Source organism: Streptomyces malaysiensis subsp. samsunensis, from assembly GCF_024519315.1.
Classification (GTDB): domain Bacteria; phylum Actinomycetota; class Actinomycetes; order Streptomycetales; family Streptomycetaceae; genus Streptomyces; species Streptomyces malaysiensis.
The window spans coordinates 160,788-186,460 of sequence record NZ_JANIIC010000011.1; the positions used below are offsets into that span (position 1 = coordinate 160,788).

The 25,673-nt window shown below is 69.7% G+C and carries 23 protein-coding genes and 1 pseudogene; 9 read left to right on the forward strand and 15 right to left on the reverse strand.

Annotated features, from left to right (window positions below; genetic code table 11):
- The first annotated feature begins 320 nt into the window (after window positions 1-320).
- The 4 genes from NQU54_RS12615 (at window position 321) to NQU54_RS12630 (ending at window position 4,187) form a co-directional block, all read left to right on the forward strand.
- Window positions 321-590 carry a hypothetical protein gene (locus NQU54_RS12615; protein WP_102935260.1) on the forward strand — a complete coding sequence of 90 codons (270 nt, stop codon included), beginning with the start codon at window positions 321-323 and terminating at the stop codon, window positions 588-590.
- Window positions 591-777: 187 nt separating this feature from the next.
- Window positions 778-2,016 carry a PP2C family protein-serine/threonine phosphatase gene (locus NQU54_RS12620; protein ID WP_257631121.1) on the forward strand — a complete coding sequence of 413 codons (1,239 nt, stop codon included), beginning with the start codon at window positions 778-780 and terminating at the stop codon, window positions 2,014-2,016.
- Window positions 2,017-2,515: 499 nt separating this feature from the next.
- Window positions 2,516-2,779, forward strand: coding sequence for a hypothetical protein (locus NQU54_RS12625; RefSeq protein WP_257631122.1), 264 nt, complete (start codon window positions 2,516-2,518; stop codon window positions 2,777-2,779).
- A 400-nt stretch (window positions 2,780-3,179) separates the two neighbouring features.
- Window positions 3,180-4,187: a LysR family transcriptional regulator gene (locus tag NQU54_RS12630; RefSeq protein WP_257631123.1), complete on the forward strand. Its 1,008-nt coding sequence runs from the start codon at window positions 3,180-3,182 to the stop codon at window positions 4,185-4,187.
- Here the strand turns inward: NQU54_RS12630 and NQU54_RS12635 are convergent.
- The 13 genes and pseudogenes from NQU54_RS12635 to NQU54_RS12695 all read right to left on the reverse strand — a co-directional run bounded on the left by NQU54_RS12635 (window position 4,174) and on the right by NQU54_RS12695 (window position 15,618).
- Window positions 4,174-5,106, reverse strand: coding sequence for a fumarylacetoacetate hydrolase family protein (locus NQU54_RS12635; protein WP_257631124.1), 933 nt, complete (start codon window positions 5,104-5,106; stop codon window positions 4,174-4,176). The two genes, NQU54_RS12630 and NQU54_RS12635, sit on opposite strands and share 14 nt — an antisense overlap.
- 36 nt (window positions 5,107-5,142) lie before the next feature.
- Window positions 5,143-5,673 carry a VOC family protein gene (locus NQU54_RS12640; protein ID WP_099014401.1) on the reverse strand — a complete coding sequence of 177 codons (531 nt, stop codon included), beginning with the start codon at window positions 5,671-5,673 and terminating at the stop codon, window positions 5,143-5,145.
- A gap of 63 nt (window positions 5,674-5,736) precedes the next feature.
- Window positions 5,737-6,942, reverse strand: a complete 1,206-nt coding sequence (locus NQU54_RS12645) for an NAD(P)/FAD-dependent oxidoreductase (protein WP_257631125.1) — start codon at window positions 6,940-6,942, stop codon at window positions 5,737-5,739.
- Window positions 6,943-6,945: 3 nt separating this feature from the next.
- On the reverse strand, window positions 6,946-7,215 hold the full coding sequence (locus tag NQU54_RS12650) for a ferredoxin (protein WP_257631126.1): 270 nt from the start codon (window positions 7,213-7,215) through the stop codon (window positions 6,946-6,948).
- A gap of 252 nt (window positions 7,216-7,467) precedes the next feature.
- A complete protein-coding gene (locus NQU54_RS12655) occupies window positions 7,468-8,163 on the reverse strand; it encodes a DUF4232 domain-containing protein (RefSeq protein WP_257631127.1) in 696 nt (231 codons plus the stop codon).
- Between the two features lie 494 nt (window positions 8,164-8,657).
- A complete protein-coding gene (locus NQU54_RS12660) occupies window positions 8,658-9,485 on the reverse strand; it encodes an alpha/beta fold hydrolase (protein ID WP_257631128.1) in 828 nt (275 codons plus the stop codon).
- Window positions 9,486-9,611: 126 nt separating this feature from the next.
- The gene (locus NQU54_RS12665; protein ID WP_257631129.1) at window positions 9,612-10,475 is read right to left on the reverse strand and encodes a cation diffusion facilitator family transporter; all 864 of its coding nucleotides are present in this window, start codon (window positions 10,473-10,475) and stop codon (window positions 9,612-9,614) included.
- On the reverse strand, window positions 10,475-10,810 hold the full coding sequence (locus NQU54_RS12670; RefSeq protein WP_257631130.1) for an ArsR/SmtB family transcription factor: 336 nt from the start codon (window positions 10,808-10,810) through the stop codon (window positions 10,475-10,477). The genes NQU54_RS12665 and NQU54_RS12670 overlap by 1 nt, the downstream gene beginning before the upstream one ends.
- A gap of 105 nt (window positions 10,811-10,915) precedes the next feature.
- Window positions 10,916-12,229: an MFS transporter gene (locus NQU54_RS12675; protein ID WP_257631131.1), complete on the reverse strand. Its 1,314-nt coding sequence runs from the start codon at window positions 12,227-12,229 to the stop codon at window positions 10,916-10,918.
- Window positions 12,226-13,140, reverse strand: a pseudogene (locus NQU54_RS12680) (PLP-dependent cysteine synthase family protein); the annotation flags it as partial. The gene NQU54_RS12675 and the pseudogene NQU54_RS12680, both read right to left, overlap by 4 nt.
- Window positions 13,141-13,170: 30 nt before the next feature.
- Window positions 13,171-14,172 carry a MerR family transcriptional regulator gene (locus NQU54_RS12685; protein ID WP_257631132.1) on the reverse strand — a complete coding sequence of 334 codons (1,002 nt, stop codon included), beginning with the start codon at window positions 14,170-14,172 and terminating at the stop codon, window positions 13,171-13,173.
- 135 nt (window positions 14,173-14,307) lie between these two features.
- Window positions 14,308-14,775: a GNAT family N-acetyltransferase gene (locus NQU54_RS12690; RefSeq protein ID WP_257631133.1), complete on the reverse strand. Its 468-nt coding sequence runs from the start codon at window positions 14,773-14,775 to the stop codon at window positions 14,308-14,310.
- 117 nt (window positions 14,776-14,892) lie between these two features.
- Window positions 14,893-15,618 carry a DUF899 domain-containing protein gene (locus tag NQU54_RS12695; RefSeq protein WP_257631134.1) on the reverse strand — a complete coding sequence of 242 codons (726 nt, stop codon included), beginning with the start codon at window positions 15,616-15,618 and terminating at the stop codon, window positions 14,893-14,895.
- 255 nt (window positions 15,619-15,873) lie between these two features.
- Here NQU54_RS12695 and xynA point away from each other — a divergent pair, with 255 nt between their 5' ends.
- The 3 genes from xynA (at window position 15,874) to NQU54_RS12710 (ending at window position 18,449) form a co-directional block, all read left to right on the forward strand.
- The gene (xynA, locus tag NQU54_RS12700) at window positions 15,874-16,467 is read left to right on the forward strand and encodes an endo-1,4-beta-xylanase XynA (RefSeq protein WP_257631135.1); all 594 of its coding nucleotides are present in this window, start codon (window positions 15,874-15,876) and stop codon (window positions 16,465-16,467) included.
- Between the two features lie 243 nt (window positions 16,468-16,710).
- Window positions 16,711-17,937 carry a hypothetical protein gene (locus NQU54_RS12705; RefSeq protein WP_257631150.1) on the forward strand — a complete coding sequence of 409 codons (1,227 nt, stop codon included), beginning with the start codon at window positions 16,711-16,713 and terminating at the stop codon, window positions 17,935-17,937.
- Between the two features lie 95 nt (window positions 17,938-18,032).
- Complete coding sequence (locus NQU54_RS12710; protein ID WP_257631136.1) at window positions 18,033-18,449, forward strand: hypothetical protein; 417 nt, start codon at window positions 18,033-18,035, stop codon at window positions 18,447-18,449.
- Here the strand turns inward: NQU54_RS12710 and NQU54_RS12715 are convergent.
- Window positions 18,424-20,547, reverse strand: coding sequence for a tetratricopeptide repeat protein (locus NQU54_RS12715; protein ID WP_257631137.1), 2,124 nt, complete (start codon window positions 20,545-20,547; stop codon window positions 18,424-18,426). The two genes, NQU54_RS12710 and NQU54_RS12715, sit on opposite strands and share 26 nt — an antisense overlap.
- A gap of 192 nt (window positions 20,548-20,739) precedes the next feature.
- Here NQU54_RS12715 and NQU54_RS12720 point away from each other — a divergent pair, with 192 nt between their 5' ends.
- Window positions 20,740-23,943 (forward strand): AfsR/SARP family transcriptional regulator, encoded by a 3,204-nt coding sequence (locus NQU54_RS12720; protein WP_257631138.1) that lies wholly within the window; start codon window positions 20,740-20,742, stop codon window positions 23,941-23,943.
- Between the two features lie 410 nt (window positions 23,944-24,353).
- Window positions 24,354-24,908 carry an NUDIX hydrolase gene (locus tag NQU54_RS12725; RefSeq protein WP_257631139.1) on the forward strand — a complete coding sequence of 185 codons (555 nt, stop codon included), beginning with the start codon at window positions 24,354-24,356 and terminating at the stop codon, window positions 24,906-24,908.
- On the opposite strand, the gene NQU54_RS12730 is transcribed toward NQU54_RS12725, so the two are convergent.
- Window positions 24,909-25,346, reverse strand: a complete 438-nt coding sequence (locus NQU54_RS12730; protein ID WP_257631140.1) for a nuclear transport factor 2 family protein — start codon at window positions 25,344-25,346, stop codon at window positions 24,909-24,911.
- Between the last annotated feature and the right edge of the window lie 327 nt (window positions 25,347-25,673).

A 25,673-nucleotide genomic window follows, 5' to 3' on the forward strand; every position in this document is an offset into this window, starting at 1 on the left:
AAGTGGCAGACGCACTCCAGCGTCCGGACGGGAGTAGGGTGGCGATACGCCAGACCATCCTGGGTGGCGTCATCGTCGCGGCGTCGGCCTCGGGGAACGCCAGGCCCGGCAACGGCCGCCGGGAAGAGCACCTGCCCACCGGTCGCCACACAGCGCACAGCGAATCGTCAGGCCCGACCGCGGGCCGGCCTCCAGGCCGACAACGGCCGGAGCATCAGCAACGCTCCCTGAGCACCACGGAACCAACCGCACCACTTCTGGCCCTTTCCACGGGTCTCTCCGGCCCGTTGTCGCACCATGAGTAAGAGGAAATGGTTCCCATGTATTCACATGACGCCATCTCAAACCGTCGTCGCAGCCGCTCCGAACCGACCGAGGAGATGGTGGCCGGACTGGTCTGCATCGTCTGCCGCACCGACTACCGGCGCGCACCGGACGCGGTCACGCTGGTGGTCGCGCACCACAGCGGCAGGCAACTGCTCGCTTGCGAGGGTGTGTGCGCGCGGATGGCCGGCGGGGCCGTCCACAGTACCGACGAGCCGCCTCTCCCGCTGGTCGAGCGCGTGCACAGATACGAGGCCGAGCACTGATGCAATGATCACGCACTCCGCCGGGGCGCTCGATCCGGTGGAGATTCGCACCGCCCACCGACCACCTGGCGGCAGATGTCGCAAGCGCCCATGTGCGCGATGCTGAGGTGGAGGGAGCGGGGCCGCAGTGCGGCGAACCGCACAAAGGCTCGCCTGTGCGAGGGCGCTGCCGCGAGACGAGGTCGCCATGACAGACGGTGAAAAGGGCTTTCGTAAAGTCGCAGTGGATCGGTCAGAGGGATTCGGTGAGCGGCTGCTGGGCGCGCTGCTCGACCGGGCTCACGAGATGCCGCCCCAGCTGATCGCCCCGCTGGTCGCCGAGGAAGTGGGCAGGATCGGCGGGCGTGACGTCTCGATCCTCCTTCAGGACTACGACCAACTGGTGCTGGCCCCCCTGCCGGGCATGAGACTCGTGGTCGGGAAGCCTGAGCGGATCGACGATTCTCAGGCCGGCAGGGCCTTTCTGAGCGCGGCGACGGTGGAACAGCCGCAGACCGACGGCGTACGGATGTTCCTGCCGCTGCTGGACGGCAGCGACGTGGTGGGGGTGCTGGCCGTCACCCTGAGCACCGTCGATGACGACGACCGGCGGTTGCTGCGGCGCCTCTCCGGCCTGATCGCCGACATGCTGGTCACCAAGAACAGCTATACCGACCAGTTCTTCCGGGCCCGGCGCCGTGAGCCGATGACCCTGGCCGCGGAGATCCAATGGTCACTGCTGCCCCCGCTGACCATGGTCACACCGCAGGTGGCGGTGGCCGGGATCCTCGAGCCCGCCTACGACGTCGCGGGTGACAGCTTCGACTACGCCCTGAATGACAACATCCTGCACGTGGCCATCATCGATGCCATGGGTCACGGGCTGGACGCCGCCGTGCTGGCCACCGTCGCCATCGGCGCCTACCGGCACGCCAGACGCGCCGACGTCGGCCTCGCCGAGCTGTACATGTTCATGGACACGGCCATCGACAAGCAGTTCGGACCCGACCACTTCGTCACCGCGCAGATGATGCGCCTGGATATCGGAACCGGCCACCTGCAATGGGTCAACGCCGGTCACCCGGCGCCCCTGCTGATCCACGACCACCGTGTCGTCCAAGCACTGGAGAGCCCTGGCACCCTGCCCGTCGGCTTCGGCGGCGCCATCCCTCAGATCAGCGACCAGGCGCTGTCCCCCGGCGACCGGATCCTCTTCTTCACCGACGGTCTCATCGAGGAGCACCGCACCGGCGAAGAGCAGTTCGGCGAGGAGCGACTGCTCGACTTCGTGGACCGAGCGGGATGCGCGGGAGAAGGCGTACAGGAAATGGTGCGCGGCCTGTCCCACACCCTGATGCGAGAACGCGGCGGGGTCACCACCGACGACGCGACGCTCTTCCTGATCGAGTGGTGCGGGGGCACCGCCGACCGTCTCGTCACGCGCTGAGCAGCCCCAGCGGATTCCCCCGGGCTCCTGGGGCATGGCATACCGACGACAGCGCCCCCACCGGACCCGTCGGCGGCGTTGCCCCATGTCACCGCACCCAACCCCGCGCTGCTTCGGCTCCCGGCGTTCGCCTGCGTGCCCCCTGGCCTCGTGCCCTGTCCATGCCCTTCACAGCAGTCGGCGACGGTCACGAACGGGGCGATCAAGCCCCCGCACACAAGCCCCATTGGCTACGTTTTCCCAGGTCAGGCGCACCACATCCCCGGAGGGCGCCGGTGGTTCCCAAGCTCAGAGCGCGGGTTCGATTCCCGTCACCCGCTCCAGCACAGAGCCCCGGGCCGGCGGCCCGGGGCTCGTTTGTTGCCCAGACCACTCAAGGTCACCGTGCCCGTTCCGTGCCCGATAGCTGTCGCGTGTGTCCGGCGGTCATGTTCACGCTCCCGTGCGCCGATCCGCACCGTCGATGCGCTCGGCCGTCCCCGTCAGGCATGGTGGATCCATGAGCAGGTACGCAGCGGTGAAGCCGTACGTACTGCCGGAGTCGCTCGACCATCTGGGCGGGCCGACGGCCGGTGGCATCGCGCTGCCGCGCCACGTCGACTGGGGACCGCGCCACGTCTACGACCTGACCGATGAGGCCAGCTTCCGGCTGATGTACGAGCGAGTCGTCCGCGAGGCCCAGACGCGCGAGGACCTCGACGCATATCTGAACGCGATGCCCCTGCGGAAGATGGGGCGCGACCTGTTCCTCCCCTCCCGGTGAAGACGGCCTGGGAAACCCGGTTCGAGGACAGTGCGCCCCCGCCACCAGGCGCGCCGCCCCGTATCCGCATCACATGAGCCGCACGCGACGGTCCTGGTGGAAGGGGTCCGGCTGGGGACGACGACGTGACGAGAGCAGGTCAACTCGCCCATCACGTACCACATAGGGCCGGTCGCGTCAGGAATTCCGGCCGGCAACTTGGCGCGACGGATGCTCAACGTCGATCGGCATGACATCGAACTGTTCCGATCGCTCGCCCGACGGCGGCTGGAGGATCGGATCGAGGCCAACGTATGTTGGGCGGATGGAGATGTCGGGATATCGCACCGGCATCCCTTGAGAGCAGGTCCGAAGGTGCCTCCCCCGACCGATCAACCCATGGCAATCGAGGAGGCCCCTTGTGAGCCCCGGCCTCAAACCCGAGGATATCGATCTCCGTCTGGTCCGCTATGTGACCGTGCTCGCGGAAGAGCTGCACTTCGGGCATGCCGCGGACCGTCTGCACATCGCCCAGCAGACCCTGTCCGCGCAGATCAGCCGGCTGGAACAGCGGCTGGGCACGGCGCTCTTCGTGCGTGATCGCCGGCATGTGGCGCTGACCGACGCCGGTGCGGTGTTCGTGGCCGGAGGGCGTAGGTTGTTGGACTCCTCCGCGACATTGCTCATGGAGGTGTGTGCGTCGGGCCGTCCCATCCGGCTGGACGTCATCACCGAGGGGCTGACGACCGGCCTGATCGCGCAGCATGTGCGCACCCGTCTCCCGGAGATCACTCTGGAGGTCGTCCAGCGGCAGGGGCTGGTCGGCTCGTTGGAGCATGTGAGCCGGGGGGAGATCGATCTTGCCTTCGGCCGGGTGACCGGGGTGCCTCCCATCTGGAAGGGGACCTTCCGCTGTCTGCTGGTCAGGCTCGAACCGATGGGGGTCGTCCTCCCCGAGCACCATGTCCTCGCCGCGGGGGATGCCGTGCGGCTCGGCCAGTTGCGGGACTTCCCGGTCCTTCTGCACACCGCCGTCGAGGCCAGGGACTGGGAGGGCTGGAACACCGCTCTGGTCGAGCACTTCGGTCTCACCGTGGGGCGGCGCCTGCACGGCCATGGGCGCGCGGCGGCGAATGCGGCGGCGCTCGCTTATGGCATGCCGACGCTCGCGCCCGTGCGTGCCCCGCTGCCCGAGGGTCTCCTCGTACGCGAGCTGCACGATCCGATACCGCTGTGTCCCATGTGGCTGGTGTGGCGGGACACGGACCGTTCGGTCAGGGCGCCGAAGCGTGCCGCTGACATCGACGCGGTCATCGAGGAGGTCGACCGTCTCGCACGGGACCAGGGCTGGCGCGACCTCCCGAGCCAGCCCTGGTGGCTTCCCGAGACGGACCGTGCCGAGCTCGGAGACCTCCTCAGCCGCCGGTGACGCGGGTCTCCAGGCGGCCGACTCCGACGACCTCGACGACGACCTCGTCGCCGGGTTCGAGATAGCGGCCCTGGTGGGCGGCGGCGGTTCCGGCGGGAGTACCGCTCAGTAGCAAGTCTCCCGGGTGGAGCGGGGCGAGCTTGCTCAGCGCCGAGATCTGCTCCGCGAGGGAGAAGATCATCTGGTTGGTGTTGCTGTTCTGCCTCACCTCCCCGTTGACCGAGAGGCGGATGGGGAGGTCGTGGGGCGTCGGCACCAACGACGCCGGGACCACCGCCGGGCCCAAGGGCTTCAGTCCTCGCCAGCCTTTCTGCAAGAGCCAGTTGATCCCGAACGGCGGCGCGCTCAACGCCTCGTCGTCGCGGCAGGACAGGTCGTTGGCGACGGTGTACCCCGCGACGTAATCCAGGGCCTCCTCCACGCTGACCGAATCGGCCCGCCTGCCGATCACAGCGGTCAGCTCCGCCTCCCAGTCCAGGCGCCGCATGCCCGGCGGGCGGGGGCTCTCGCCACGGTGCCCGCTCAGCGCCGCCCCCGGCACCAGGAAGTGGAAGGGGCGAGCGGTTGCCGGGTCGGGCGGGACCGCCCCCATCTCCGCCACATGGTCGCGGTAGTTGGCGCCCGCGCAGTAGACGGTGGGCCGGTGTGCGGTCGGGGGAAGGAACGTCACCTCCGATGCGGCCCGCCATGGGCGGCCCGCATCGTCCGGAGGGGACGTCCGCAGCGCCCGGAGCACGGTGTCGACCCATGCGTCCCACCGGTCCAGCAGGGCGTCGAAGGTGTCCGGGACGGGGGCGGGCCGCTCCTCTTCGGACACCAGATCATGCAGCGGCAGTACGCGGTCGTCGGCCATGACGGAGAGGACAGGGCCATCGCCGCCGTCCTCGTCCAGGACGGTGGCGAAACCGAAGGTGGTCACCGAAAGCCTCCTCGTGAGTCGTTCAGGTCGGCCGGGTCAGCCCTGGAGGATTTCCATCGGGCGCTGGGCGATCTTCAGGATCTCCGCCCGGCTCAGGTCGGTCCGCCCGGTCAGGTCGAGGCGCTCGTCCTTGAACCGGTAGGCGTAGCCGTCCTCCGGCAGGTAGCAGATCTCCCACCAGTTCCGGTCCCGGTCCTGGATGTAGAAGGAGTAGACGCCGTGCTGGTCCACCGGCTCGGTCACATCCAGGATGTTGTACTCCTCCCGGATCTCGAGGATCTCGCGGTGCGCCTCGTCCACTTCCTGCTTGCTGGCCACGTCGATGCCGTTGTGGTGCAGCAGCGGCATCGACGGGCGGTCGGGGTTGCTCTCGAGGCAGACGTAGACATGGTTCCCGCCGAGCCTGATGAAGAGCCCGATCAGCGTCTGCTGGACGACCTCGAGGCCGAGGACTTCCTCGTAGAAGCGGCGTGATTCCTGGATGTTGTCCACTTCGAGGGTGCCGTGGGACAGGAAACGGGACTTGATCAGGGGCTCGCGGGTGGAGCGTTGGGTGATGCCGGGCATGGCGAAGCCTCCGGGTGGTGTCGGATCGGGGGTGTGTGCGGGGTGTGGGGGGGTGGGGCGAGGTCAGGACGCGAGGGAGGACGGAAGGCCCTCGTCGAGGCCCGTGCCGCGGTAGTCGGCCAGCCGGTGCGCCATGTTGAACAGCAGCACTCCGGTCGGGCCGCCGGTGTCGTTCCGGTAGATCCCGACGAACCGCCGGGTCTTTGGATCGCCTTCGACGATCTCCAGGGTGTCGTCCGGGCCGGGGTGACCGACCACCTGGACGCGTGAGTCGTAGAGGTTGGACCAGAACATCGTCGTCGTGTCGTACGCGGGAGCCGATACGCCGTCGAGCAGCGTGCCGGCGGCGGTGTCCGCCTGGCGCACGGCGTTCTCCCAGTGCTCGATGCGGACCGGGCGGCCGAGACGCGGATGGTCCCAGCAGGCGATGTCGCCGGCCGCGGCGATCCCGGGAGCGCCGTACGCGGCGAGATTGCCCCGGCAGCGGACGCCGTTGTCGAGAAGCACCCCGGAGCCGGCGAGCCAGTCGGCCGCGGGCTCGACGCCGATGCCCACCACCACGACGTCGGCCGGGACCAGGCCGCCATCCGACAGCCGCACCCCGGTGACACGGTCGCCTCCCTCCACACCCGTGACGCCGCACCCCATGCGCAACCGGGTGCCGTGGTCGGTGTGCAGGCCGGCCAGGACCTGCCCGGTCCTCAGCCCCAGCGCCCGCGCTCCGGGCACCGGCAGGGGGTCGATAAGGGTGGTGTCCAGGCCGAGACCGCGGGCCGTGGCCGCCACCTCCTGCCCGATGAAGCCACCGCCGATGATCGCGACCCGCGGACCGCCCGTACGGAGGTCGGCGCGGAGCGCGTCGGCGTCGGCGACGGTGCGCAGGGTGTGCACCCCGGCCAGGTCGCCTCCCGGCAGCCGGCGGGCCCTGGTACCGCAGGCGATCAGCAGGCCGTCGTACGGCTGCGGGTACGGGGGGCCGTCGTCCTCCCGCAGCCACACCTGCCGTGCGGCGGTGTCGAGTTGGACGGCGCGGGTGGACAGGCGGAGGTCCGCGTCGAGGTCCTGCCGCGGCAACACCAGGTCGGACGCCTGCCGGTCGCCGGTGAGGTAGCTCTTGGACAACGCGGGGCGCTGGTAAGCCGTGATGGCCTCCTCTCCGACCAGCGTGAGCGCGCCGTCATAGCCGCGTCGGCGCAGGGACTCGGCGGCGCGGAGGCCGGCGATCGAAGCCCCGACGATGGTGATGCGCCGCGGAGTTCGGTGCACCATGGCTCAGTCCTGGATCTTGATCGCTGCCACCGGGCAGAAGCCGACCGCCTGCTCGATCCGGGCACGCAGTTCCTCCGGGGGGTTGGTCTCCCGGAGGGAGACGATCCCTTCCTCGTCGAGCGTGAAGACCTGTGGCGACAACCCGGTGCACATGGCCGCACCGATGCAGACATCGGTGTTGACGGTGATCTTCATGGCAGAACTCTCCAGGGTGCGGGAGGGGGAGCCCTCTCGGGGCGGTTCGTCGACCGCCGAGGACGGTGACCATTCCACGCTCCGCACCTCGTCCCGGTCCAACAGTTCCCACCGGGGGTTTGACAGGCCCGCTCTGTTACGGCGGGGTCTGCGGGGGCCGATGGACGCGGTGGCATGGCAGGCCGTACTGCCGGCGCGCGGGTTCCAGCCCCGTCACCCGCTCCACGCTCAAGGCCCAGGTCAGCGACCTGGGCCTGGTTTGTTGTCCGGCTCTCCCCATGCTCCCGTGCCCGATGGGTTCCGGGCCGCCTTACGGTGTGCCCGTACCCGTCAGAAGTCGTACGGCTTCGTGGTGCTCCAGTTCAGCACGTCGGCCTCGTTCCAGCTGAACTGCGGCTTCTCGCCCTTCATGACGACCGAGTAGTAGGGGCCCTCGTGACCGTCCGCGCCGCGCAGCGCGAGGGCGAGCCCCTCCGCCTTCTGGTTATCCGACCCGTAGTCGAAGAGGTTCACCGCGCTGTATACCTTGCCGCCCGGCTGGAGGGTGATGTGCTTGTCGCCGCCCGGGTTGTCCTTCTTCGAGTGCGGCAGTGCGGCGCCGTCGACGTCACCGAGCTTCACGGCCGGGTAGGAGGTGACCCAGCATGGCTTGGTGCCCTCGTTCGAGGCGGTGACCAGCAGGTGGTCGCCCTGCTGTCCGGCGAACCGGTGCACCGCGGTGACCAGCATCTCGTCGCCGCGGCACTGCTGGGCACCGGCCGTTGTGGCGTTGTTCGCGACCTCGTCCGCCCCGCCCGAGGCGGTCGCCGAGCGCGCGCCCTCCTTGGTGTCACCGCCGCTGTTGGCCTGCTGCGCGCCGCCCTTGCCGTTCCCGTCGGAAGCGGACCGGCTCTGCGCGGAACCGGCGGCATTGTCGCCGCCCGCCGCCTTCGAGCCGCCGTCGGCGCCGCCGCAGGCGGTCAGGCCCAGCGCCAGCGCGGCGGTGACGGCGGCCAGGGCGACGGTACGAATCCGGGAAGTACGCATGCTCGGGTTCCCCCTGCGTTTAGTGCGGGAGTTTTCTTTGGTCGTTCCCGCGGTGTGGACACCACTTTTCCCGGGGCCACTGACGTTCCGAAAACGCCGCGCTAACGTCCTGCGAGCGAACCGCGTGCGAACTGAGGCCGGGCCGTAAGCGGTGGGACTTCAGAGGGGTAGATCGTCCGGCAGGACGCGGAACGCCTTGTGATGGCCCAGATGCCAAGGCCCTGGAAACTCAGCGAGCCCACCCCGCATGCGGAGTGGGCTCGTCTCTTGAGCGCTGGGCAAGCCTTGCACCTGCATCTCCCCGCAGGAAGCGGGGCGTCTTTCCTTGGACCACCAACGCGCGGCCGACTGCCCGGAGTTCGGGCGCTTTCGACAAGATCGAGTGTAGCGCACGGACGCACCAGCCTGACGCAGCAGCCGCCTCTCACGGGGAGGTTCGGGTGGGGCGGTCGTAGGACGCGGGGCGGGACGTCCGTGGGGTGGGCGCCGTGTGGTCACGCTCGGACGAATGCCAGCAGGTCGGCGTTGAACTTGTCGGCGAATGGGGCGACCATCGCGAGGCCGTGGGGGGCGCCCGGGTAGACCTTGTAGTCGACGTCCTTGACGATGGCCGATGACTTGTTGCCCGCGGCCACGATCGGGACGATCTGGTCGTCGTCGCCGTGCACGATCAGAGTGGGTACGTCGAAACCTCGCAGGTCTTCCGTGAGGTCGGTTTCCGAGAATGCCTTGACGCAGTCGTACGCGCCCTTGATTCCCACCTGCATCGACCACATCCAGAATGCGTCGCGAATGCCCTTGGAGACCTGCGATGCGGGGCGGTTGGCGCCGTAGAAGCTGGCGCTGAGGTCCTCGTAGAACTGGGAGCGGTCCGTCAGGATGCCTTTGCGGATGTCGTCGAAAACCTCGATCGGCAGTCCTTCCGGATTCGCGTCCGCCTTCACCATCAGCGGGGCGATGGCGCTGAGGAGAACGGCCTTGGCGACCCGATCGGTGCCGTACCGCCCGATGTAGCGCGCCACCTCGCCACCGCCGGTGGAGTGCCCGACCAGGATGACGTCGCGCAGGTCGAGCGTTTCGATGAGCTGCGCCAGATCGTCCGCGTAGGTGTCCAGGTCGTTGCCCTCCCACGGCTGGCTCGAGCGGCCGCCGCCGCGACGGTCGTGGGCGATCGCGCGGTATCCGTTGTCCGCGACGAGCTGGAGTTGCGGGTCCCAGGCGTCGGCCGTGAGCGGCCAGCCGTGACTGAAGACGACCGGCCGGCCCGAGCCCCAGTCCTTGTAGAAGATCTGGGTACCGTCCTTGGCGATGACGAAAGGCATGATGCGATTCCTTTCGGGCTTGTGCGTGCGCCTTTATGGGGCATCTCACCCGTATACGGCATTCCTCGTGTCCCTTTTTCCACGGGACTGAAACACCTGACCTCGGCGCGGCACCGTTCGACGGCGTCAGTCGCGGCCGGGGTGGCCGGGGTGGCCGGGGTGGCAGCCGCAAGCGTCCCTTTCCTGCCGGTCGGCGGGAATCGCGGTGGCCGGGGCCGCGCAGCAGCCCTTGCCCTGCCAGGCGTCGCGGCCCTCTTTCATGGCGATCGTGGCGATGACCAGGGCGGCCACGGGGTCGGCCCAGGACCAGCCGAGGGTGGCGTTGAGGACCAGCCCGGCCAGGAGCACGGCGGACAGGTAGGTGCACAGGAGCGTCTGCTTGGAGTCGGCGACCGCGGAGGCGGAGCCGAGTTCGCGTCCGGCACGGCGCTGGGCGGCGGACAGGAACGGCATCACCGCGAGGGAGAGGGCGGCGAGGACGATGCCCGGGATGGAACGTTCGGGCTCGCCGGTGCTGGTCAGCGCGCGGATGGCGTCGATGGTGACGTACGCGGCGAGGGCGAAGAAGGACACCGCGATGATCCGCAGGGTGGTCTTCTCCCGGGCCTCGCGTACGGCGTGGTCGGCCGCCGAGAACTGCCAGGCGACCGCGGCGGCCGAGGAGACCTCGATGACCGAGTCCAGGCCGAAGCCGATCAGGGCGGTGGAGGAGGCGAGGGTGCCGGCGGTGAGGGCGACGACCGCCTCGATGACGTTGTACGTGATGGTCGCGGCGACCAGGAGCCGTACCCGGCGGGTGAGCGCGTCCCGCCGGGCCGGGGAGAGCCCGAAGGCTCTGTGAGCTGCGTGACCTCCGTGACCTCCGTGGGCTGCGTGGCTTCCGCGGGTCGTGTGGCCTCCATGGGTCGTGTGGTCTCCGCGGGTTGCGTGGCCGCCATGGGGTGCGTGGCCTCCGCGGGGTGCGTCGGCCATCGGTGTCTCGGCGGCCATCAGCAGCAGCCCTTTTCCTCGGCGTCCGGGCAGGCGCGGTCGGTCTCGACGGCCACCACGGCGGTACGCAGGTCGTCCAGCGCGTGGCCGAGGCGTTCGTCGGCCAGTTCGTAGCGGGTGCGACGGCCGTCGGGGATCGCGACGACGAGGCCGCAGTCGCGCAGACACGCCAGGTGGTTCGACAGCCGGGTGCGGGAGATGCCGAGCGCGTCGGCGAGGTCGGCGGGGTAGGCGGGGGTGTCGCGAAGGGCGAGCAGGATGCGGCAGCGGATCGGGTCGGCGAGCGCGCGGCCGAATCGGGCCAGCACCTCGATGTCGGATGCAACAGTCAGCACGCTCTGAGAGTACATGGATTCCTGAATTCAGGAAGCCCTGAATTGTTGTGGACGTTGCTCTCGGGCCGGGATCCCGGCCCGAGAGCAACAGCAGGCACCGCAGGCTCAGGCCGTAGACGGCTGGGGCGTCTGCCCGGGTGCGGTGAGCCGTCCGGCGCGGGCGAGTACGGCGACGGCCGCGGCGCAGCCGACGCCGGTCGCCGCCAGGGTGAGCCAGACCAGCCAGGCCGCGCCGTGGGCGTGGGCGTAGTCCCACAGCGCCCCGCACGCCAGGTTCCCCAGCGTGATGCCCAGACCGGAGACGGTGTTGTAGAGGCCGTAGTGGGTCGCGATCAGCTTCTGCCCGGACAGGGCGACGACGGTGTCCATCTCGAAGGGGTAGACCACCGCGCCTGCGGCGGCCAGCAGCGCGACCGCGGCGACCAGCGCTCCCAGCACCGCCGGGGCGGACGACGAGGGGGACAGAGCGAGGGGGAGGAAGGCGGCGCCCATCGCGCAGAGCCCGACGACGAGAGCCTGCTGGGAGGTGAAGCGGCGCTTGGCCCAGCCGGTCAGCCGCAGTTGCCCGGCCACCGCGACACCGGCGGAGATGACGAACAGGCCGCTGGTGGCCTTCGTACCGTCCGCGCCCAGCGCCGCGTCGGCGGCGAGGGGCAGGGCGAGGTAGACCTGGAAGGTCAGCACGTACGAGCCGATCATCGCGGCCGAGAACAGCAGGAACGGCCGGTTCGCCGCCACCTGGCGCCACTGCGCCCACACCCCGGCCGCGGCGCGCCCCTCCTTATGGCCTTCGTCGGCGCCCGCATCGTCTTCGGTGGTTTCCGCACGGTCTTCGGCGTCCGCGCCGTACCGCCGGGGCAGGGCGCGGGCCTGCATCACGCTCAGGGCGGCGAAGATCGCCGCCGACACCGTGCACACCAGCCGGAAGTCGGCCGCCAGCAGCGCCAGCCCCACCAGCGGGCCGAGCAGCATCCCGGCCTGGTAGTACACGTTGAACGTCGCGAACGCGTCCACCCGGCGCTCACCGGCCTCGACGGCGAGATAGGCGCGTACGGCCGGGTTGAACAGGGCACCGGCGAACCCGGTCGCCGCGGACGCCACGAGCAGCGCGGGCAGCGAGTCGACCCAGCCCAGCAGGGCGAACCCCAGGGTGCGCAGTACGCACCCGGCCATGATCGGGGCCTTGTAGCCCAGCCGGTCGGCGATCGTGCCACCGATGAGGAACATGCCCTGCTGGGAGAGGTTGCGCACGCCCAGCACCAACCCGACCGTCCATGCGGCCAGGCCCAGCTCTCCCGAAAGGTGGGCGGCCAGGTAGGGCATGAGCATGTAGAAGGCCAGGTTGATGGCGAACTGGTTGACCATCAGCAGCCGTACGGGTGCGGGAAACGACCGGGTCTGCGCGAGCAGGGTCTTCACCGGGCCACCCCCGCCATGCCACGGTTGCCGTCTCCCGGCCCTGTGCGGCGGTTGCCGTCTCCTGACGCTGTGCCACGGCTGCCGTCTGCCGCCGCCGAGCCACAACTGCCGTCCCCCGCCGCCGAGCCGCGGCCATCGTCCTCCGCCGCCATGCCACCGCCGCCACCGCCACCGTCCCCCACCCCCGGCGCGGGACGCTCCACCTTTTCACAGCGCGTCCAGCGCGTGACAACCGTTTCGGTGCAACGGGTGATCTCCTGCGGGTCCTCCGCCGGTACATGTCCCAGCAGCCGGTGCCTTCGGCACCAGTCGTCGTCGAACACGGTCCCGACATAGCGGTGGGGGCCGTCGGGGAAGACGGCCACGATCCGCTGCTCGGCCGGGGACGTCCGCGCGACCCACCGGGCGACGAGGGCGACCGCGCCCACGCTCCACCCGCCGGTGGCGTAGCGGGTGCGCGCCAGGGCGCGCGCGGCCCACACCGCCTCGGGGGCGGCAACCCAGTGGACCTCGTCGAACAGTTCGTAGGCGACGTTGCCCGGGTAGATGCTCGACCCCAGCCCCCGCATCAGGCGGGTGCCGGCCGGCTGTCCGAAGATGATCGATGCGCAGGTGTCCACCCCCACCACCCGCAGGGCCGGGAAGAAGGAGCGCAGCACCCGGCCGATGCCCGCGGAGTGCCCGCCGGTGCCCACCGAGACGACCAGGGTGTCGACGCGGCCCAACTGGGCGACCAACTCGTAGGCCAGCGGCCGGTAGGCGGCCACGTTGTCGGGGTTGTGGTACTGGTCCGGGCACCAGGCGTCCGGATGCGCGGCCAGCAGCTCCGCCACGCGCTCGCGCCGGGCCTGCTGCCAGCCGCCCACCGGATGCGGCGCGGTCACGGTGTGCACCTCGGCTCCGTAGGCCCGCCGGATGGCGGTACAGGCGGTACAGGGCCTCTAGAGAGGGTTCTCCCGCAGCCAGGTCAGAACCTGTTCCGCGTGTTCGCTCGGCGGGAAGATCGGATAGAAGACGTGCTCGATCGCGCCATCGCGGATGATCAACGTCAGCCGTTTGTAAAGCGTCGCCCCGCCCGCCTCGAACGTGGGCAGACCGAGCGCCCGCGCCAGGCTCCGCGTGGGGTCGGAGAGCATCTCGAACGGCAGGCGGAGCCGCTCGACGACTTCGCGCTGATAGTCGGTTTCCTGGCTGGACAGGCCGAACACCCGGACCGCGCCGGCCGCGAGCAGCTCCTGATAGTGGTCACGGAAGCCGCACGCCTCGGGGGTACAGCCGCGCGCCCCGGGGATCGCGTCCCAGCCTTCAGGCAGGTCGGTGCCAGGGCGGCCGGTGAGCGGGTAGATGTAGATCACCGTCCGGCCAGACCTGAGTGCGGCGGGGGCGTCGGGTGCGCCGAGTGCGTCTGGGGCGTCAAGTGCGTCGAGGCGGACCGTCGTATCGCCGGTGCTGTGCAGTTCCAGGGGCGGCGCCGGGGTCCCGGGCAGATGGGCGGCCGCACCGTCGTCCTCGGGCACGGGCAGATCGGCCGGAAGGTTCACGAAATCGGTCATCGGGGCCTCTCCTTCGTCGGTCTCTGGGACACGGCTGTTGCGGTGGGCGGCGTGCCGCAGATGCGTGATCAGTGCCGCCCGGCGCGCGGTGAGTCCCGCGATGCGCTGGGAGAGCTCGTCGATCGCCGCCCGGTACTCGGCCAGTGAGGCCGGGCAGTCATCGGCGTGCTCATGACCGACCGCGAGGCAGTCGAGGAACGGCCGGGTGCGCTCCACGGGGAGCCCGAGCCTGGCCAGCGCCCGGATCTCCCGTACGAGCCGTACGTCGTGCTCGTCGTAGTCCCGGTAGCTGTTGGCCAGCCGCTCGGGCGTCAGCAGCCCCAGCGATTCGTAGTAGCGCACCGCTTTGGTCGTCACGCCCGCCCGGCGGGCCAGCTCACCGATCCGCATGTCTCTCACCTCGGAGAACGCTAAACCTTGCCCTTGAGGGTAAGGTCAAGGCGATGCTCGGCGCCGCAGGCTCGGCGCCGCAGGCTCGGCGCCGCAGGCTCGGCGCCGCAGATCGAGGCACGGGCGCGGGCCCCCTCACCGCTCGTCGTGCGTCGCCTCGGGAATGCGCTTCCGGTAGTGGACGCGGTCGTACTGGCCGTCCCGGCGGCGCTCGGTCACCTCGTAGCCGTACCGCGGGTAGATCTCCTGGTTCTCCCACATCAGGGCGTTGGTGTAGAGCCGGATCTCCGGCAGGCCGAGGGCGCGTGCGTGGGTGTCGGCGAAGGCGAGCAGGCGTTTGCCCATGCCCTGGCGGTGGGCGTCCGGGTGTACGGCGATGCTCTCCAGGACGAGGTGGTCGGGTTCGGGCACCAGGACCAGCACGCCCATGACCGGGTCGCCGGTGACGAAGACGCGGCCCGCCGCGATGTCGGTCGTGTGGTCCGCGTCCATGGGTGCCGGGCGGATACCGATCCGGGCGACGTAGGGGCGGTATGCCGCGTCGGTGACGGCCTCTATGGCGTCGATGTCGGCTGCGGTCGCGGGGCGGATGGGGTGGTCCATGGCTCCACAGTTTGGCGCATACGGGTGTCGACGGCGATCAGCCAGATATGGCGCCGGTCGCCTGGCAGCGCTTGTTTGCGCTGGTCAGCGGCGCGACCAGCGGGTCGGCCGCAGTCGTCAGGCGGGCTGGCCCCGGGGGCCGCGGCGGGTTTGGGCCAGCCACTCCGGGGCCGGCTCGGTGGCGCCGTACGCGTCGTGCCAGTTCCACCATTCGTACGGCGGGGTCTGCGGGTAGCCCTCGGGCGAGTCCTCCCATGTCTCCTGCCGGCCGAGCGCGGTCATGTCGAGGTAGCTCCAAGTGCTGCCCAGCGCCTCGTCGCCGCGAGCGTTGATGAAGTAGGTGCGGAACACGCGGTCGCCTTCGCGGATGAACGCGTTTGTGCCGTGCCACTCGTCCACACCGAAGTCGGCGTCGAAGTCGTCGGTGATCGTGTACCAGGGCATCGCCCAACCCATCCGCGCCTTCACCCGCTCGATCTCCGGCTGCGGCGCGCGGGAGGCGAAGACGAGGGTGGTGTCGCGGACGTTGAGATGCGCGAGGTCGCCCACGTGGTCGGCGACCATGGAGCAGCCGCGGCAGGCGTGGTCGGGCCAGCCGTAGACGACGGGCTCGAAGAAGGCGCGGTAGACGATCAGCTGACGACGCCCTTCGAAGAGGTCGAGCAGACTCACCCTCCCCTCGGGCCCCTCGAACCCGTACTCCTTCTCCACCGCGAGCCACGGCATCCGCCTGCGCTTGGCGGCCAGTGCGTCACGGGCGCGGGTCAGCCGCTTCTCCTCCTCGAGCAGCTGCTGGCGCGCGGCCTCCCACTCCTGCGGCGAAACGATCGGAGGTGTCTTCATCGTGACGTTCACCTTCCAGTCCGGGCCACGTTCACCTCCCCCACCATCCAGGGTCGGCCGTCACCGGCGGGGGCGCACGCCGGTACGCCAGGAATCGAATGCGCGATCCCGGCGGAGCCGGAGCCGTCGATGGCCGGTCGCGGCTCGCACTGATCCGGAAGAGATCCGAAAACTTCCGAAGGCGGCGCCCCGAAAAGGATCTCCAACCCCGGGAACCCATCGATCAATTTCGCATTCGATCAACAAGAAGAGCCCATGAACTGCAACTATGCACCCCCGACCATCACCACGAATCAAACCGGCACCGATAACGGCTTCTACTATTCGTTCTGGACCGACGGCGGTGGGTCGGTCTCCATGACCCTGGCCTCAGGCGGCAGTTACCGGACGTCGTGGACCAACTGCGGGAATTTCGTCTGCGGTAAGGGCTGGAGCAACGGCGGCCGCAGGAACGTGCAATACTCCGGCAGCTTCAATCCGTCCGGCAACGGATATCTCTGTCTCTACGGGTGGACCTCGAACCCGCTCGTCGAGTACTACGTCGTCGACAACTGGGGTACATACCGCCCCACGGGCACGTACAAGGGCACGGTCACCAGCGACGGCGGCACGTACGACATCTACCAGACCACGCGGTACAACGCCCCCTCGGTCGAAGGCACCCGGACGTTCAACCAGTACTGGAGCGTCCGGCAGTCGAAGAAAACGGGCGGAACCATCACCACGGGCAATCACTTCGACGCATGGGGCCGTTCGGGAATGGGCCTGGGCACCTTCAAGTACTACATGATCCTCGCGACCGAGGGATATCAGAGCAGCGGGAACTCGAATCTCACCGTGAGCGGATGAGCCATTCGCTCACCCCGTCCGTCGCGTCCCACCCCTATCACCACCACAGAGCCCCAGGCCGACCGCCTGGGGCTTCTCTCTTGCCCGACCCCCACGCCTCCCGCGCCCGTCGCCGCGCGCGCCCCGCATGTTTTCCGCAAGGGGTCGGCAAGCCTTCTGTCCGCCGGGCCGGGCAGAGGACCGACGCGAGACCCACGAGGGTCCACGTCCGAAATCCGCATGAGAGATCAACGGGGGGACGCCATGTCGGCGTTGAGCACGACCGCAGAGTCTTCGTCGGACGAGCACCGCCAGTGGCTCACACTGGTGGAACGCAAGAAGGTACTGGCCATTGTCCACACCACCGCCTACGCCAAACGACTGCTCGATGTCCTGTCGCTCCTGGAGGCGGACTTCCGGCTCCAGGTGGTGTTCACCACGCCGCCCCACGTCTTCGGGGACGAAGTACCGCGATTCCTCCAGCAGTTGGGAAGCCCCATACTGTCCTGGGCAGAGGCCACCCGTATGACGTTCGACCTCGCCGTGGCGGCGGGGCCGCGTGGGGTGGAGCAGGTGCAAGCGCCCCTGATCACGTTGCCGCACGGCGCCAACTACCTCAAACGGCTGCCCGGAGCGTCGGACCCGGGTGTGGCCGGGCTGCGCAGGCGGGACCTCTTACCCGGCGGCAAGCCGCCGGCCGCCGTGGTCGTACCGCACCACGCCGATCTGCAGGAGCTGGCCCGTCATTGCCCTGAGGCGCTTCAGCTGGCGCATGTGGTCGGGGACCCCGCGCACGACCGGATCACCGCGAGCCTGCCGCGGCGCGCCGCGTACCGCCGTGCCCTGGGGCTCGCGGAGGGGGAGCGTCTGGTTCTCGCCGTCTCCACGTGGGGTCCTCACTCGTTCTTCGGCCGTTTCGAGATGTTGCTGCCGCGTATGGTCGGGGAGCTGCCCTCCGGGCGGTACCGTACGGCCGTCCTCGTCCACCCCAACGTTTGGTCGGGCCATGGCCCGTGGCAGGTCAAGGCGTGGCTGGCGTGGTGCGGCCGGCTGGGGGTCAGTGTGGTGCCGCCGGAGGCGGACTGGCGCAGCGTCCTGGTCGCCGCCGACTACATCGTCGGCGACCATGGCTCGGTCACCCTCTACGGCACGCTCACCGGAGTGCCGATCCTCTTGACCGGGTCCCCGGAGCCGGAAATCAATCCGAGCTCTCCGGCCGCCACGCTCGCCGTCACCGCGCCGGCGCTGTCCCCGGCCCATCCCCTCCCCGAGCAACTCGACTACGCCGCCGCCGAATACCGCCCGGAGGAGTACGCCGCGATCGCCGCGCGCATCACCTCCGAGCCCGGCCGCTTCCACCGCAATATGCGGCGGCTGATGTACCGGCTGATGGGGTTGGGCCAGCCCGCCCACGAGCCGCGGGCGCTACCACTGCCCGAACCGCCGACGCTGCGCACGTGGTTGTCCGATCGTGGGGAGGCATCGGCATGAGGGCCCCGGCCGGATGCTTCGTCACCGTGGAGTGGTGGGAGGGGGCTCCGCCGGAGCCGGTGCCGTCCCCGTCCCTGTGCCTCTGGACGGGCCGCGTGGCAGGTGGAGGCGTGCTGCTGGCCCGTACCGGTCTCGCGGGCACCCGCCGGGCGCCCGTCGTCCTCGATGAGCACCTGACGGTGGACGCCGACGTCTGCGCCGACGCGCGCGGGCTGGACTGCGCCGACGTCCTGCGCGGAAGCCGCCCGCGGCCGGCCGCCGAGGCGGTGCGGTGGCTGGCGGAGATCGGCCCCGCCGGGCCGGGGTGCCGCTTGGCCGCCGTACCGCTGATCGGTGGCGGCTGGGTGGCGCGCGACGGTACGGACCCGGGCGTGGTGGCCCTGCCGTGCCGGGTGCCACCGGAGCAATGGCTCTTCGTGTCCTGCTTGCACGCATGGCTGGTGGCCGGGCTCCCGCTGAGCGGAATGCTGGAGGCACACCCGCGGATCACGTACCGCCCGGCGCTTCCCTGAGCCGACGCGCGTCGGAGGGGCTGGTGACCTCGAACAGCGCGAGCGCCCGGGCGCGGAAGGTCCGTGCCGCCTCTTCTTCGCCGCGTTCCCGGGCACTGTCTCCGAGCATTTCGAGGGCACGGGCCTGCCAGTGGGCGGCCCCGGACGAGGTGAACACCGAGAGCGCCTCGTCCATCGCCGCCACCCCCACCTGGTGCTCACCGGCACGCGCACGGGCACGCCCCAGGAAGACCAGGGCCCGCGCCGCGTCATGGGGGTCGTTGACGGCCAGCAGACCGGCGCGCGCCCGCGTGAAGTACTCGACGGCCCGGCCGGTGTCGTCCTCGGCGAGTGCGATCTCACCGAGGACGATCCTGGCCAGGGCCACACCGCGTGGGTAGCCGCAGGCTTCCCATAAGGCGATGGCCTGGTGGAGGTAGTCCACGGCACGCGCCGTCCGCCCGGCCTCGCGGTGGCAGCCGCCGAGGCCCAGCAGCGCCTGCCCCTCGTCCCGTACATCGCCCGCCTCGCGCGCCGCCCGGCGGGACTGTTCGTACCACTCGGCCGCGTCATCGACGCGGCCGGCGGCGCTCAGGCCGATGGCACCGGAGTTGAGCATCTGGCGCTCGGCCTCGGCGTTGCCGTCTCTTCGGGCCGCCGCCAGGCCGATCTCGTGGGCCTCGATCCACAGGTCGTAGTAGCGCAGCCGAAGGAAGAGCGGCCACATGGCGTCCACGAGCTGCCAGGTCATGGCATGCCATTCGGATGCCGCGGCGGCCCGGATCACCGCCATGAGGTTCATCCGGTGGGCGTCGAGCCAGGCGAGCGCGCCCGGGTCGTCGGTGAAGGGGGTGGGTGGCCCGGCGGGGTGGACCACGTCCCTGTCGAGGGTGAACTGCGCGGGTGTGATCAGCTTCTCCGCCTCGGTGGCCGTCTCCAGATACCAGTCGCAGACCCGCCGCAGTGCCTCCGCACGGGCCGTGGCGCTCTCCTCCTCGGTCGCTCGGCCGTGGGCGTGGACCCGCACCAGGTCGTGGAAGCGGCAGGTGCCCGGACCGATGTCCTCCATCAGATTGGCCTCGACGAGCTCGTCCAGCCGGGATTCCGCCCACTCCAGGGAGGCGGCGCAGGCCGCGGCGGCGCTTCGCGCGTCGAAGGTCCGCATGGGCAGTGGGCCGAGCCTGCGGTACAGGAGGGCGGCCTCCTCGGTCAGTACGGCATAGGAGGCGTCCAGCGCGTTGCTCACCGTGGTTTCCCCTTCCACATGCAGCGCGGCCAGACGCTCCGTGTCCCGGGTCAGGGCGTCGGCCAGAGTCTTCAGGGACTGTCGTGGTCTCGATGCCAGGCGCGCGGAGGCGAGGCAGACGGCAAGGGGCAATCCGGCGCACAGCGCGACGACCTGGCGAGCCGCCTGCGGCTCGTTCGCAACGCGGTCGTCGCCGATCGCACGGCTGAGCAGCTCGGCTCCGGCGGCCGGTTCCAGCGCCTCCAACTGGTGCATCGCCGCTCCGTCCATGCGGAGACCGGTCAGCCTGCGGCGGCTGGTGACCACGGTGAGGCCGCCGGGACCCGCGTGCAGCAGCGGGCGCACCTGGGCGGCGGTGAACGCGTTGTCCAGCACCACCGCGATCCGGGCATCAGCGGTCCAAGACCGCCACAGCGACGCCTTTTCGGCCATATCGGCGGGCACCGAGCCGGCGCCCAGCGCCCGCAGGAACTGGCTCAGAATCTCGCCGGGGCTCGCGGGGCCCTCGGCCGAGTGCCCCCGCAGGTCGGCGTAAAGCTGTCCGTCGGGGAACTCGGGGGCGAGCGGCTGAAGCCAGCTGCACACCAATGTCGTCTTGCCGATTCCGGCCGGACCGCTGACCACGATCAGCGAGCGTGACGTGGTGTCCCGCCCACCGCCGGTCAACAGGCCGTCCAGCGCCGCCAGATCTGCGCCACGGCCGGTGAAGTGGGCGGGGACCGGCAGGAGCTGCCGGGGTGGCGGCACCGCGGTGGGCGCCCCGGTGTGCACATGGATGCCGCCGTGCACATCGCGCGCCTGTACCGCGGGACCGTGAATCCGGGCCCGGCCACCGATCAGGTTCTCATGGGCGTCCCCGGGTGCCTGGCCCATCCGTCCGCCCCCCGGTCAGTCGGTCACCGTTTGTGTTGATCAGTCCGGTCCTACCCCCAACGGGGCTTCGGCGATGCGTGCGGGAACGCCCGATGACGTGAATCGGCCAGTGCCCGGCGAACGACGTATGGCGGCCTCACCCACCCCGTGCCATGCTCGCTGAAAAACGGACAGACCAGCGGGAGGACGCTGGTGGACATCCACTTACTCGGGCCGGTGGAGCTTCGGCTGGAGGGTCGGCGACTGAAGCTCGGTTCGGACAAGGAACGAACCCTGCTGGCCGCTCTGGCACTGGAAGTGGGCCGCCCCGTCTCCATGAACGCGCTCATGGACCGGCTCTGGGACGGCAAGGCTCTACCGCGCGCCCGCGAGAACGCGCACACATACATCTCTCGGGTACGTAAGCATCTACGCCTCGCGGGTACGGGGCCGAGCGCCCCGCGCATCACCAGCCGGGCCCACACCTATGTGCTGGAGACCGACCCCGACTCGGTCGACCTGAATCGCTTCCAGCGCCTCACCGATCTGGCCGGAGCGGCGGCGACCAGCGGGGACGACGAACGCGTCGTGGACCTCCTCGCCCGCGCCGAAGACCTCTGGCAGGGCGAGGCCCTCGCCGGGCTCCCCGGTACCTGGGCCGAAACCGTACGCGCGACGCTCGCCGAACGCCGTCTCCACGCGACCATTTCCCGTATCGCGGCTCTCCACCGGCTCGGCCGTTTCGCGGACTCGATCGGGGAGCTGTCGGCCATGGTGCGCCAGCGCCCGGAGGACGAGACGGTGGCAGGCCAGTTGATGCTGGCGTACTACGGCAGCGGCCGGTACACGGACGCCTTACGGGTGCATCAGCAGGCCCGTCAGCTGCTGATGTCGGAATTCGGCTCGCGCCCGGGGGCCGAACTGGACCGCATCCACCGGGGTGTTCTCGACCGGAAACCAGTGGACGGGCTCGTCCGGACCGCCGCGGCCGGGGCGTCCTCCGAACCTTCCCCCGGAGGGAGTTCCACTGACCGGCCTCCGCCCCGGAACCTCCCGTACCAGCCTCCGCTCATCGGCAGGCGCTCCGAACTCGACGCCCTGATGGCCTCCATCGGCGCGGAGCCGGGGGGAGGGGCGGTGCTGACGGTGGAAACGGTGAGTGGGATGGCCGGGGTCGGGAAGACCGCGGTCGCGGTGGACACGGCTCGGACACTGGCTCCTCGCTTCCCTGCCGGCCAGGTCTTCCTGGACCTGCACGGCCACTCGCCCTCCCAGGAACCGCTGAGCGCGGACGCGGCCCTCGCCACGTTGCTGCGGCTGTTCGGAGCGCCCGCCGATACGATCCCCGTCCGGCTGGACGAGTTGATCGCCCTGTGGCGGACCACCATCGCCGACCGCCGAGCCGTCATCGTGCTGGACGACGCGGCGGGCCCCGACCAGGTGGCGCCCCTCCTGCCCGGCAATTCGCCGACCCTGACCATCGTCACCAGCCGTCGGCATCTGACCGGGCTTCCGCATGCGGTGCCGCTTGCCCTGGACGTGCTGCCGACCGATGACGCGATCACGCTTTTCCGGAGTTTCGCGGGTGCGGCAAGGACCCAGGACATCACGGAGACCACCCGCATTGTGCGCCTATGCGGCCATCTGCCGCTCGCCATCGAATTGGTGGCCAACCGATTCCGTTCCCGGCCCTCCTGGACCCTGACCACCCTGGGCGAACGCCTGGCCCGCAGCCCCGGGCCCCTCGGCGAGATCCGCAACGCCGACCAGGAGATTTTGCGCGCTTTCTCCCTTTCCTACCGGGCCCTCGACACGGCACAGCGCACCACGTTCCGGCGCTTGGGACTGCATCCGGGGCCTGACTTCACGACCGAATCGGCCGCCGTACTACTCGATCTTCCGGCCGAGGAAGCGGAACGGCTGATTGAATCCCTGCTGGAGTGTCATCTCCTCCGGGAACCGGTCCCGGACCGGTATCGATATCACGACCTCCTGGGCGATTACGCCCGCATGCTCGCCTTTTCGGAAGACGAGGAGCGGGAGCGCGAAGAGGCTCTGGCCCGGCTGATCACCTTCTCTCTGCGGGCCGCGGAACACGCCGACCGTGTGGCGTACCCACGGCGGATCCGGCTCGCCACGGACGGTACGGATCAGCTTCCGGCCCTCCCCCGCATACGGAACGCCGATGAGGCACGCGCCTGGTTCACCGCCGAACGCGGCAACCTCCTGGCCGCCGAGCGCCACGCCCGCACCCACGGCTCACCGGAGTCCGCGGCCCGGCTCGCCCATGCCCTGGCCGGTTTCCTGGAGGCCGAATGCCATTGGCCGGAGGCCGCCGGCATCCTCCGGCACGCCGCCGACCACTGGTCCCGCACCGCCGACCAACCGGCCCTGTGCCACGCCCTGCTCTGCCTCAGCTCCAACCACGCCAACACGGGCCGCTACGCGCAGGCCGTGGAGGCGGGCGAGCGGGCACTGGAGATCGCACGGGCGACGGGGGACCGGGAGGCGGAATGGGAGGCGTACCGGAGCCTTGGGATTATTCATTGGCATCGGGGTGGGTACGAGGCATCGGTCACGCTGCACCAGAAGGCACTCGCGATCGGGGTGATGACAGGAAATGTCTGGAATGAAGCCCGATCTCGCAACAACATTGCGATCTCCCTGCTCGATCTCGGCGAACCAGAACGCGCGCTCGATCACTTCCGCACGGCGCTATTCGGCTTTCGGTCCGCAGGTGACCAGTCGGGTGTCATTAGAACATTGAATAACTTAGGCGACCTGTACTCGCGCAGAGGCGACCACATACAAGCCCGGAAGGCTTTCGAGGAATTACTCCCCCTGACGGAGTCCGCGGGAAATCCCTACACACAGGCAACGGTGCGTACCAACCTGGCCGCGAGCCTTGCCAAAACCGGAGAAGCCGGCCGCGCACTCGCCCTGCATCAGCAGGCATTGACAGAATTTCGCCTATTGGGCGATAGGAAGAGTCAGGCGACAGCGCACAACGGACTGGGGGAAGCGCACCTCGAGGAGGGCTCCGCCGACGCGTCCGCCGACCACCATCAGAAGGCCCTGGACATCGCCCTCGATATCGGAGCAACTCCGGAGATCACGCGCGCACTACGTGGCCTGGGACGGATCGAACTCAACGGTGGCCGACTGGACTCCGCGACGCGGCACTTGGAGGCATCCATAGCCACCGCGCACAAGGCCAACGCGCGCGATGACGAGGCCCGGGCCCAGGCGCTCCTCGCCGAGGTCCGGCTGGCGACGGGCAATGTGGCGCAAGCACGAGAGCTGCTACAGAGAGCGCTCTCTGTACTGCGCCCGTTGGACGCACCTGAAGCGGAGCGAATTAGCAGTCGCTTGGCTGGGGTCGGCGGCGGGACGGCGAACTTGACTACCGAAGGATAGTTCGTTTTCATGACCTCCTAATCGAACCCCTGCCTGGCACACCTAGTTTCGACACGTCACGCATTAATCGCATAACCTGACCGCCGGAACAGCAAGATCGAACGGCGAATGAGGTTGGCGTTGTCACGCATCCAGGGCGCTTTTCTGGCCGCAACCGCTGTGGCGGCTATCACTGTAGGAGTAACGTTTCTGGGAGCAGCGTCGGCATCTGCCGTGTCCATGCCCACGAAGGCAAGCGATGAGGCCGTGTGCATGCCCACGAAAGTAAGCGATAGGCAAGGCAGCTCTGCACAGTAAGCGGATGCCAAGCCCCAGGCCGCACCACCGGCCCGGGGGCTTGTCCGTGTGTGACCGCCCCCGGCCCCCGAAAATCTCGCGCCCTCGGCACCTCGCGTCGTTAGGATCCGCGCATGGCCACAGCCGAGCACGCAGTCCTTCATGTCCTTACGGGCTACCGGCCGAAGACCACCATGGAACACTCCGACCTTGAGCGGGTCCGTGGTGCCGTTGAGGCGGGGGCTCCTTGGGAGCGGGAGAGTTCGCTTCATATCACCGGATCTGCCCTGATTGTGCACCCCGACAGTGGGCGGGTGCTGCTTCGATGGCACCAGCGTCTTCAGTCGTGGTTGCTCGTGGGCGGGCATGCCGATCCGGGGGAGTATGACCCGCTTGCCATCGCCTTGCGGGAGGGGCGGGAGGAGACGGGGTTGCCGGATCTGGCTCCGTGGCCGGATGCGGAGGTGCGGCATCTGGTGATCGTTCCGGTTCCCGAGAACAGCCGGGAGCCGGCGCATGAGCATGCGGATGTGCGCTTTGTGCTGGCCACCAATGTCCCCGAGGCCGTGCGGCCGGAGAATCCGGACGCGCCGCTGCGCTGGCTGACACCGGACGAGGCGCGGATGGCCATTACCGAGGCGAACGTCCTGGACACTCTGTCCCGGGTTGAGCCCCTGCTCGTGCGCTGATCAGTCCTTACTGAACGCCTGGGCCACGGCGAGGCTGTCCTCGTAGACGTGGTGCCGGGTGACCAGGCCGCCTTCGAGCGTGAGGTGCAGGGCGAACCGTGCGCGATAGGCGCGTCCTGTGGCCCGGGCGGTCTGGCGGATCTCGCCCAGGACGACCGCGTCGTCGCCGTCGACGAGGATGCGCTCGATCTCGGTGGCCGCCTGCTCGGGCACATGGTGGTGCGCCAGGTCGCGGAAGTGGGCGGCTACGTCCTCGCGGGTGGCCCGGTGGCGAATCCAAGGGGTGGCCTGGCGGCCGTGCTCGGCCTCCGGCCAGTCCAGTTTCCAGTCGCTGCGCTCGGCGTACAGCTCGGCGATGCGCTCGGGGTCGCCCTCGCCGATGCGGCGCAGCAGTTCTTCCACCAGCGCGCGGGTGGTCAGGGGTGCGGCCAAGGACATGGTGATCCCTTCGATCGGAAACCTTGCGGGGAGCGATCACCATGCTGCCGGGGGCGGCGGTCCGGGGCGATTACGTCCCGGGTAATGCCGGCCGTCCCGGGTAATGCCGTCGCGGGTGGCCTGGTTGTGGGGGCCGGTTGTGGGGGCCGGTTGTGGGGCCCGGTTGTGCGGCCGCGCTTGTGCGGGGAGGTCAAGCGTGGGTGGGGCGGTTCGACCTGGGTGGACGTGGCGGGCGGGGGTGGGGGGGGCGAGCGTGGGTGGGAGGGGGCGTAGCAGCGGCACGAGTGCGGAGGGAGGATCGGCGATGGCCGGTTCCACAGCGTTCGA

Coding starts and splice junctions, on each gene's coding strand:
- NQU54_RS12685 (WP_257631132.1), bottom strand. CDS start 14,172: ATGCGGATCGGTGAGCTGGCCCGCCGGGCGGGCGTGACGACCAAAGCG.
- NQU54_RS12660 (WP_257631128.1), bottom strand. CDS start 9,485: ATGCCTTTCGTCATCGCCAAGGACGGTACCCAGATCTTCTACAAGGAC.
- xynA (WP_257631135.1), top strand. CDS start 15,874: ATGAACTGCAACTATGCACCCCCGACCATCACCACGAATCAAACCGGC.
- NQU54_RS12715 (WP_257631137.1), bottom strand. CDS start 20,547: ATGGGCCAGGCACCCGGGGACGCCCATGAGAACCTGATCGGTGGCCGG.
- NQU54_RS12615 (WP_102935260.1), top strand. CDS start 321: ATGTATTCACATGACGCCATCTCAAACCGTCGTCGCAGCCGCTCCGAA.
- NQU54_RS12730 (WP_257631140.1), bottom strand. CDS start 25,346: ATGTCCTTGGCCGCACCCCTGACCACCCGCGCGCTGGTGGAAGAACTG.
- NQU54_RS12690 (WP_257631133.1), bottom strand. CDS start 14,775: ATGGACCACCCCATCCGCCCCGCGACCGCAGCCGACATCGACGCCATA.
- NQU54_RS12705 (WP_257631150.1), top strand. CDS start 16,711: ATGTCGGCGTTGAGCACGACCGCAGAGTCTTCGTCGGACGAGCACCGC.
- NQU54_RS12655 (WP_257631127.1), bottom strand. CDS start 8,163: ATGCGTACTTCCCGGATTCGTACCGTCGCCCTGGCCGCCGTCACCGCC.
- NQU54_RS12640 (WP_099014401.1), bottom strand. CDS start 5,673: ATGCCCGGCATCACCCAACGCTCCACCCGCGAGCCCCTGATCAAGTCC.
- NQU54_RS12625 (WP_257631122.1), top strand. CDS start 2,516: ATGAGCAGGTACGCAGCGGTGAAGCCGTACGTACTGCCGGAGTCGCTC.
- NQU54_RS12695 (WP_257631134.1), bottom strand. CDS start 15,618: ATGAAGACACCTCCGATCGTTTCGCCGCAGGAGTGGGAGGCCGCGCGC.
- NQU54_RS12620 (WP_257631121.1), top strand. CDS start 778: ATGACAGACGGTGAAAAGGGCTTTCGTAAAGTCGCAGTGGATCGGTCA.
- NQU54_RS12665 (WP_257631129.1), bottom strand. CDS start 10,475: ATGGCCGCCGAGACACCGATGGCCGACGCACCCCGCGGAGGCCACGCA.
- NQU54_RS12725 (WP_257631139.1), top strand. CDS start 24,354: ATGGCCACAGCCGAGCACGCAGTCCTTCATGTCCTTACGGGCTACCGG.
- NQU54_RS12645 (WP_257631125.1), bottom strand. CDS start 6,942: ATGGTGCACCGAACTCCGCGGCGCATCACCATCGTCGGGGCTTCGATC.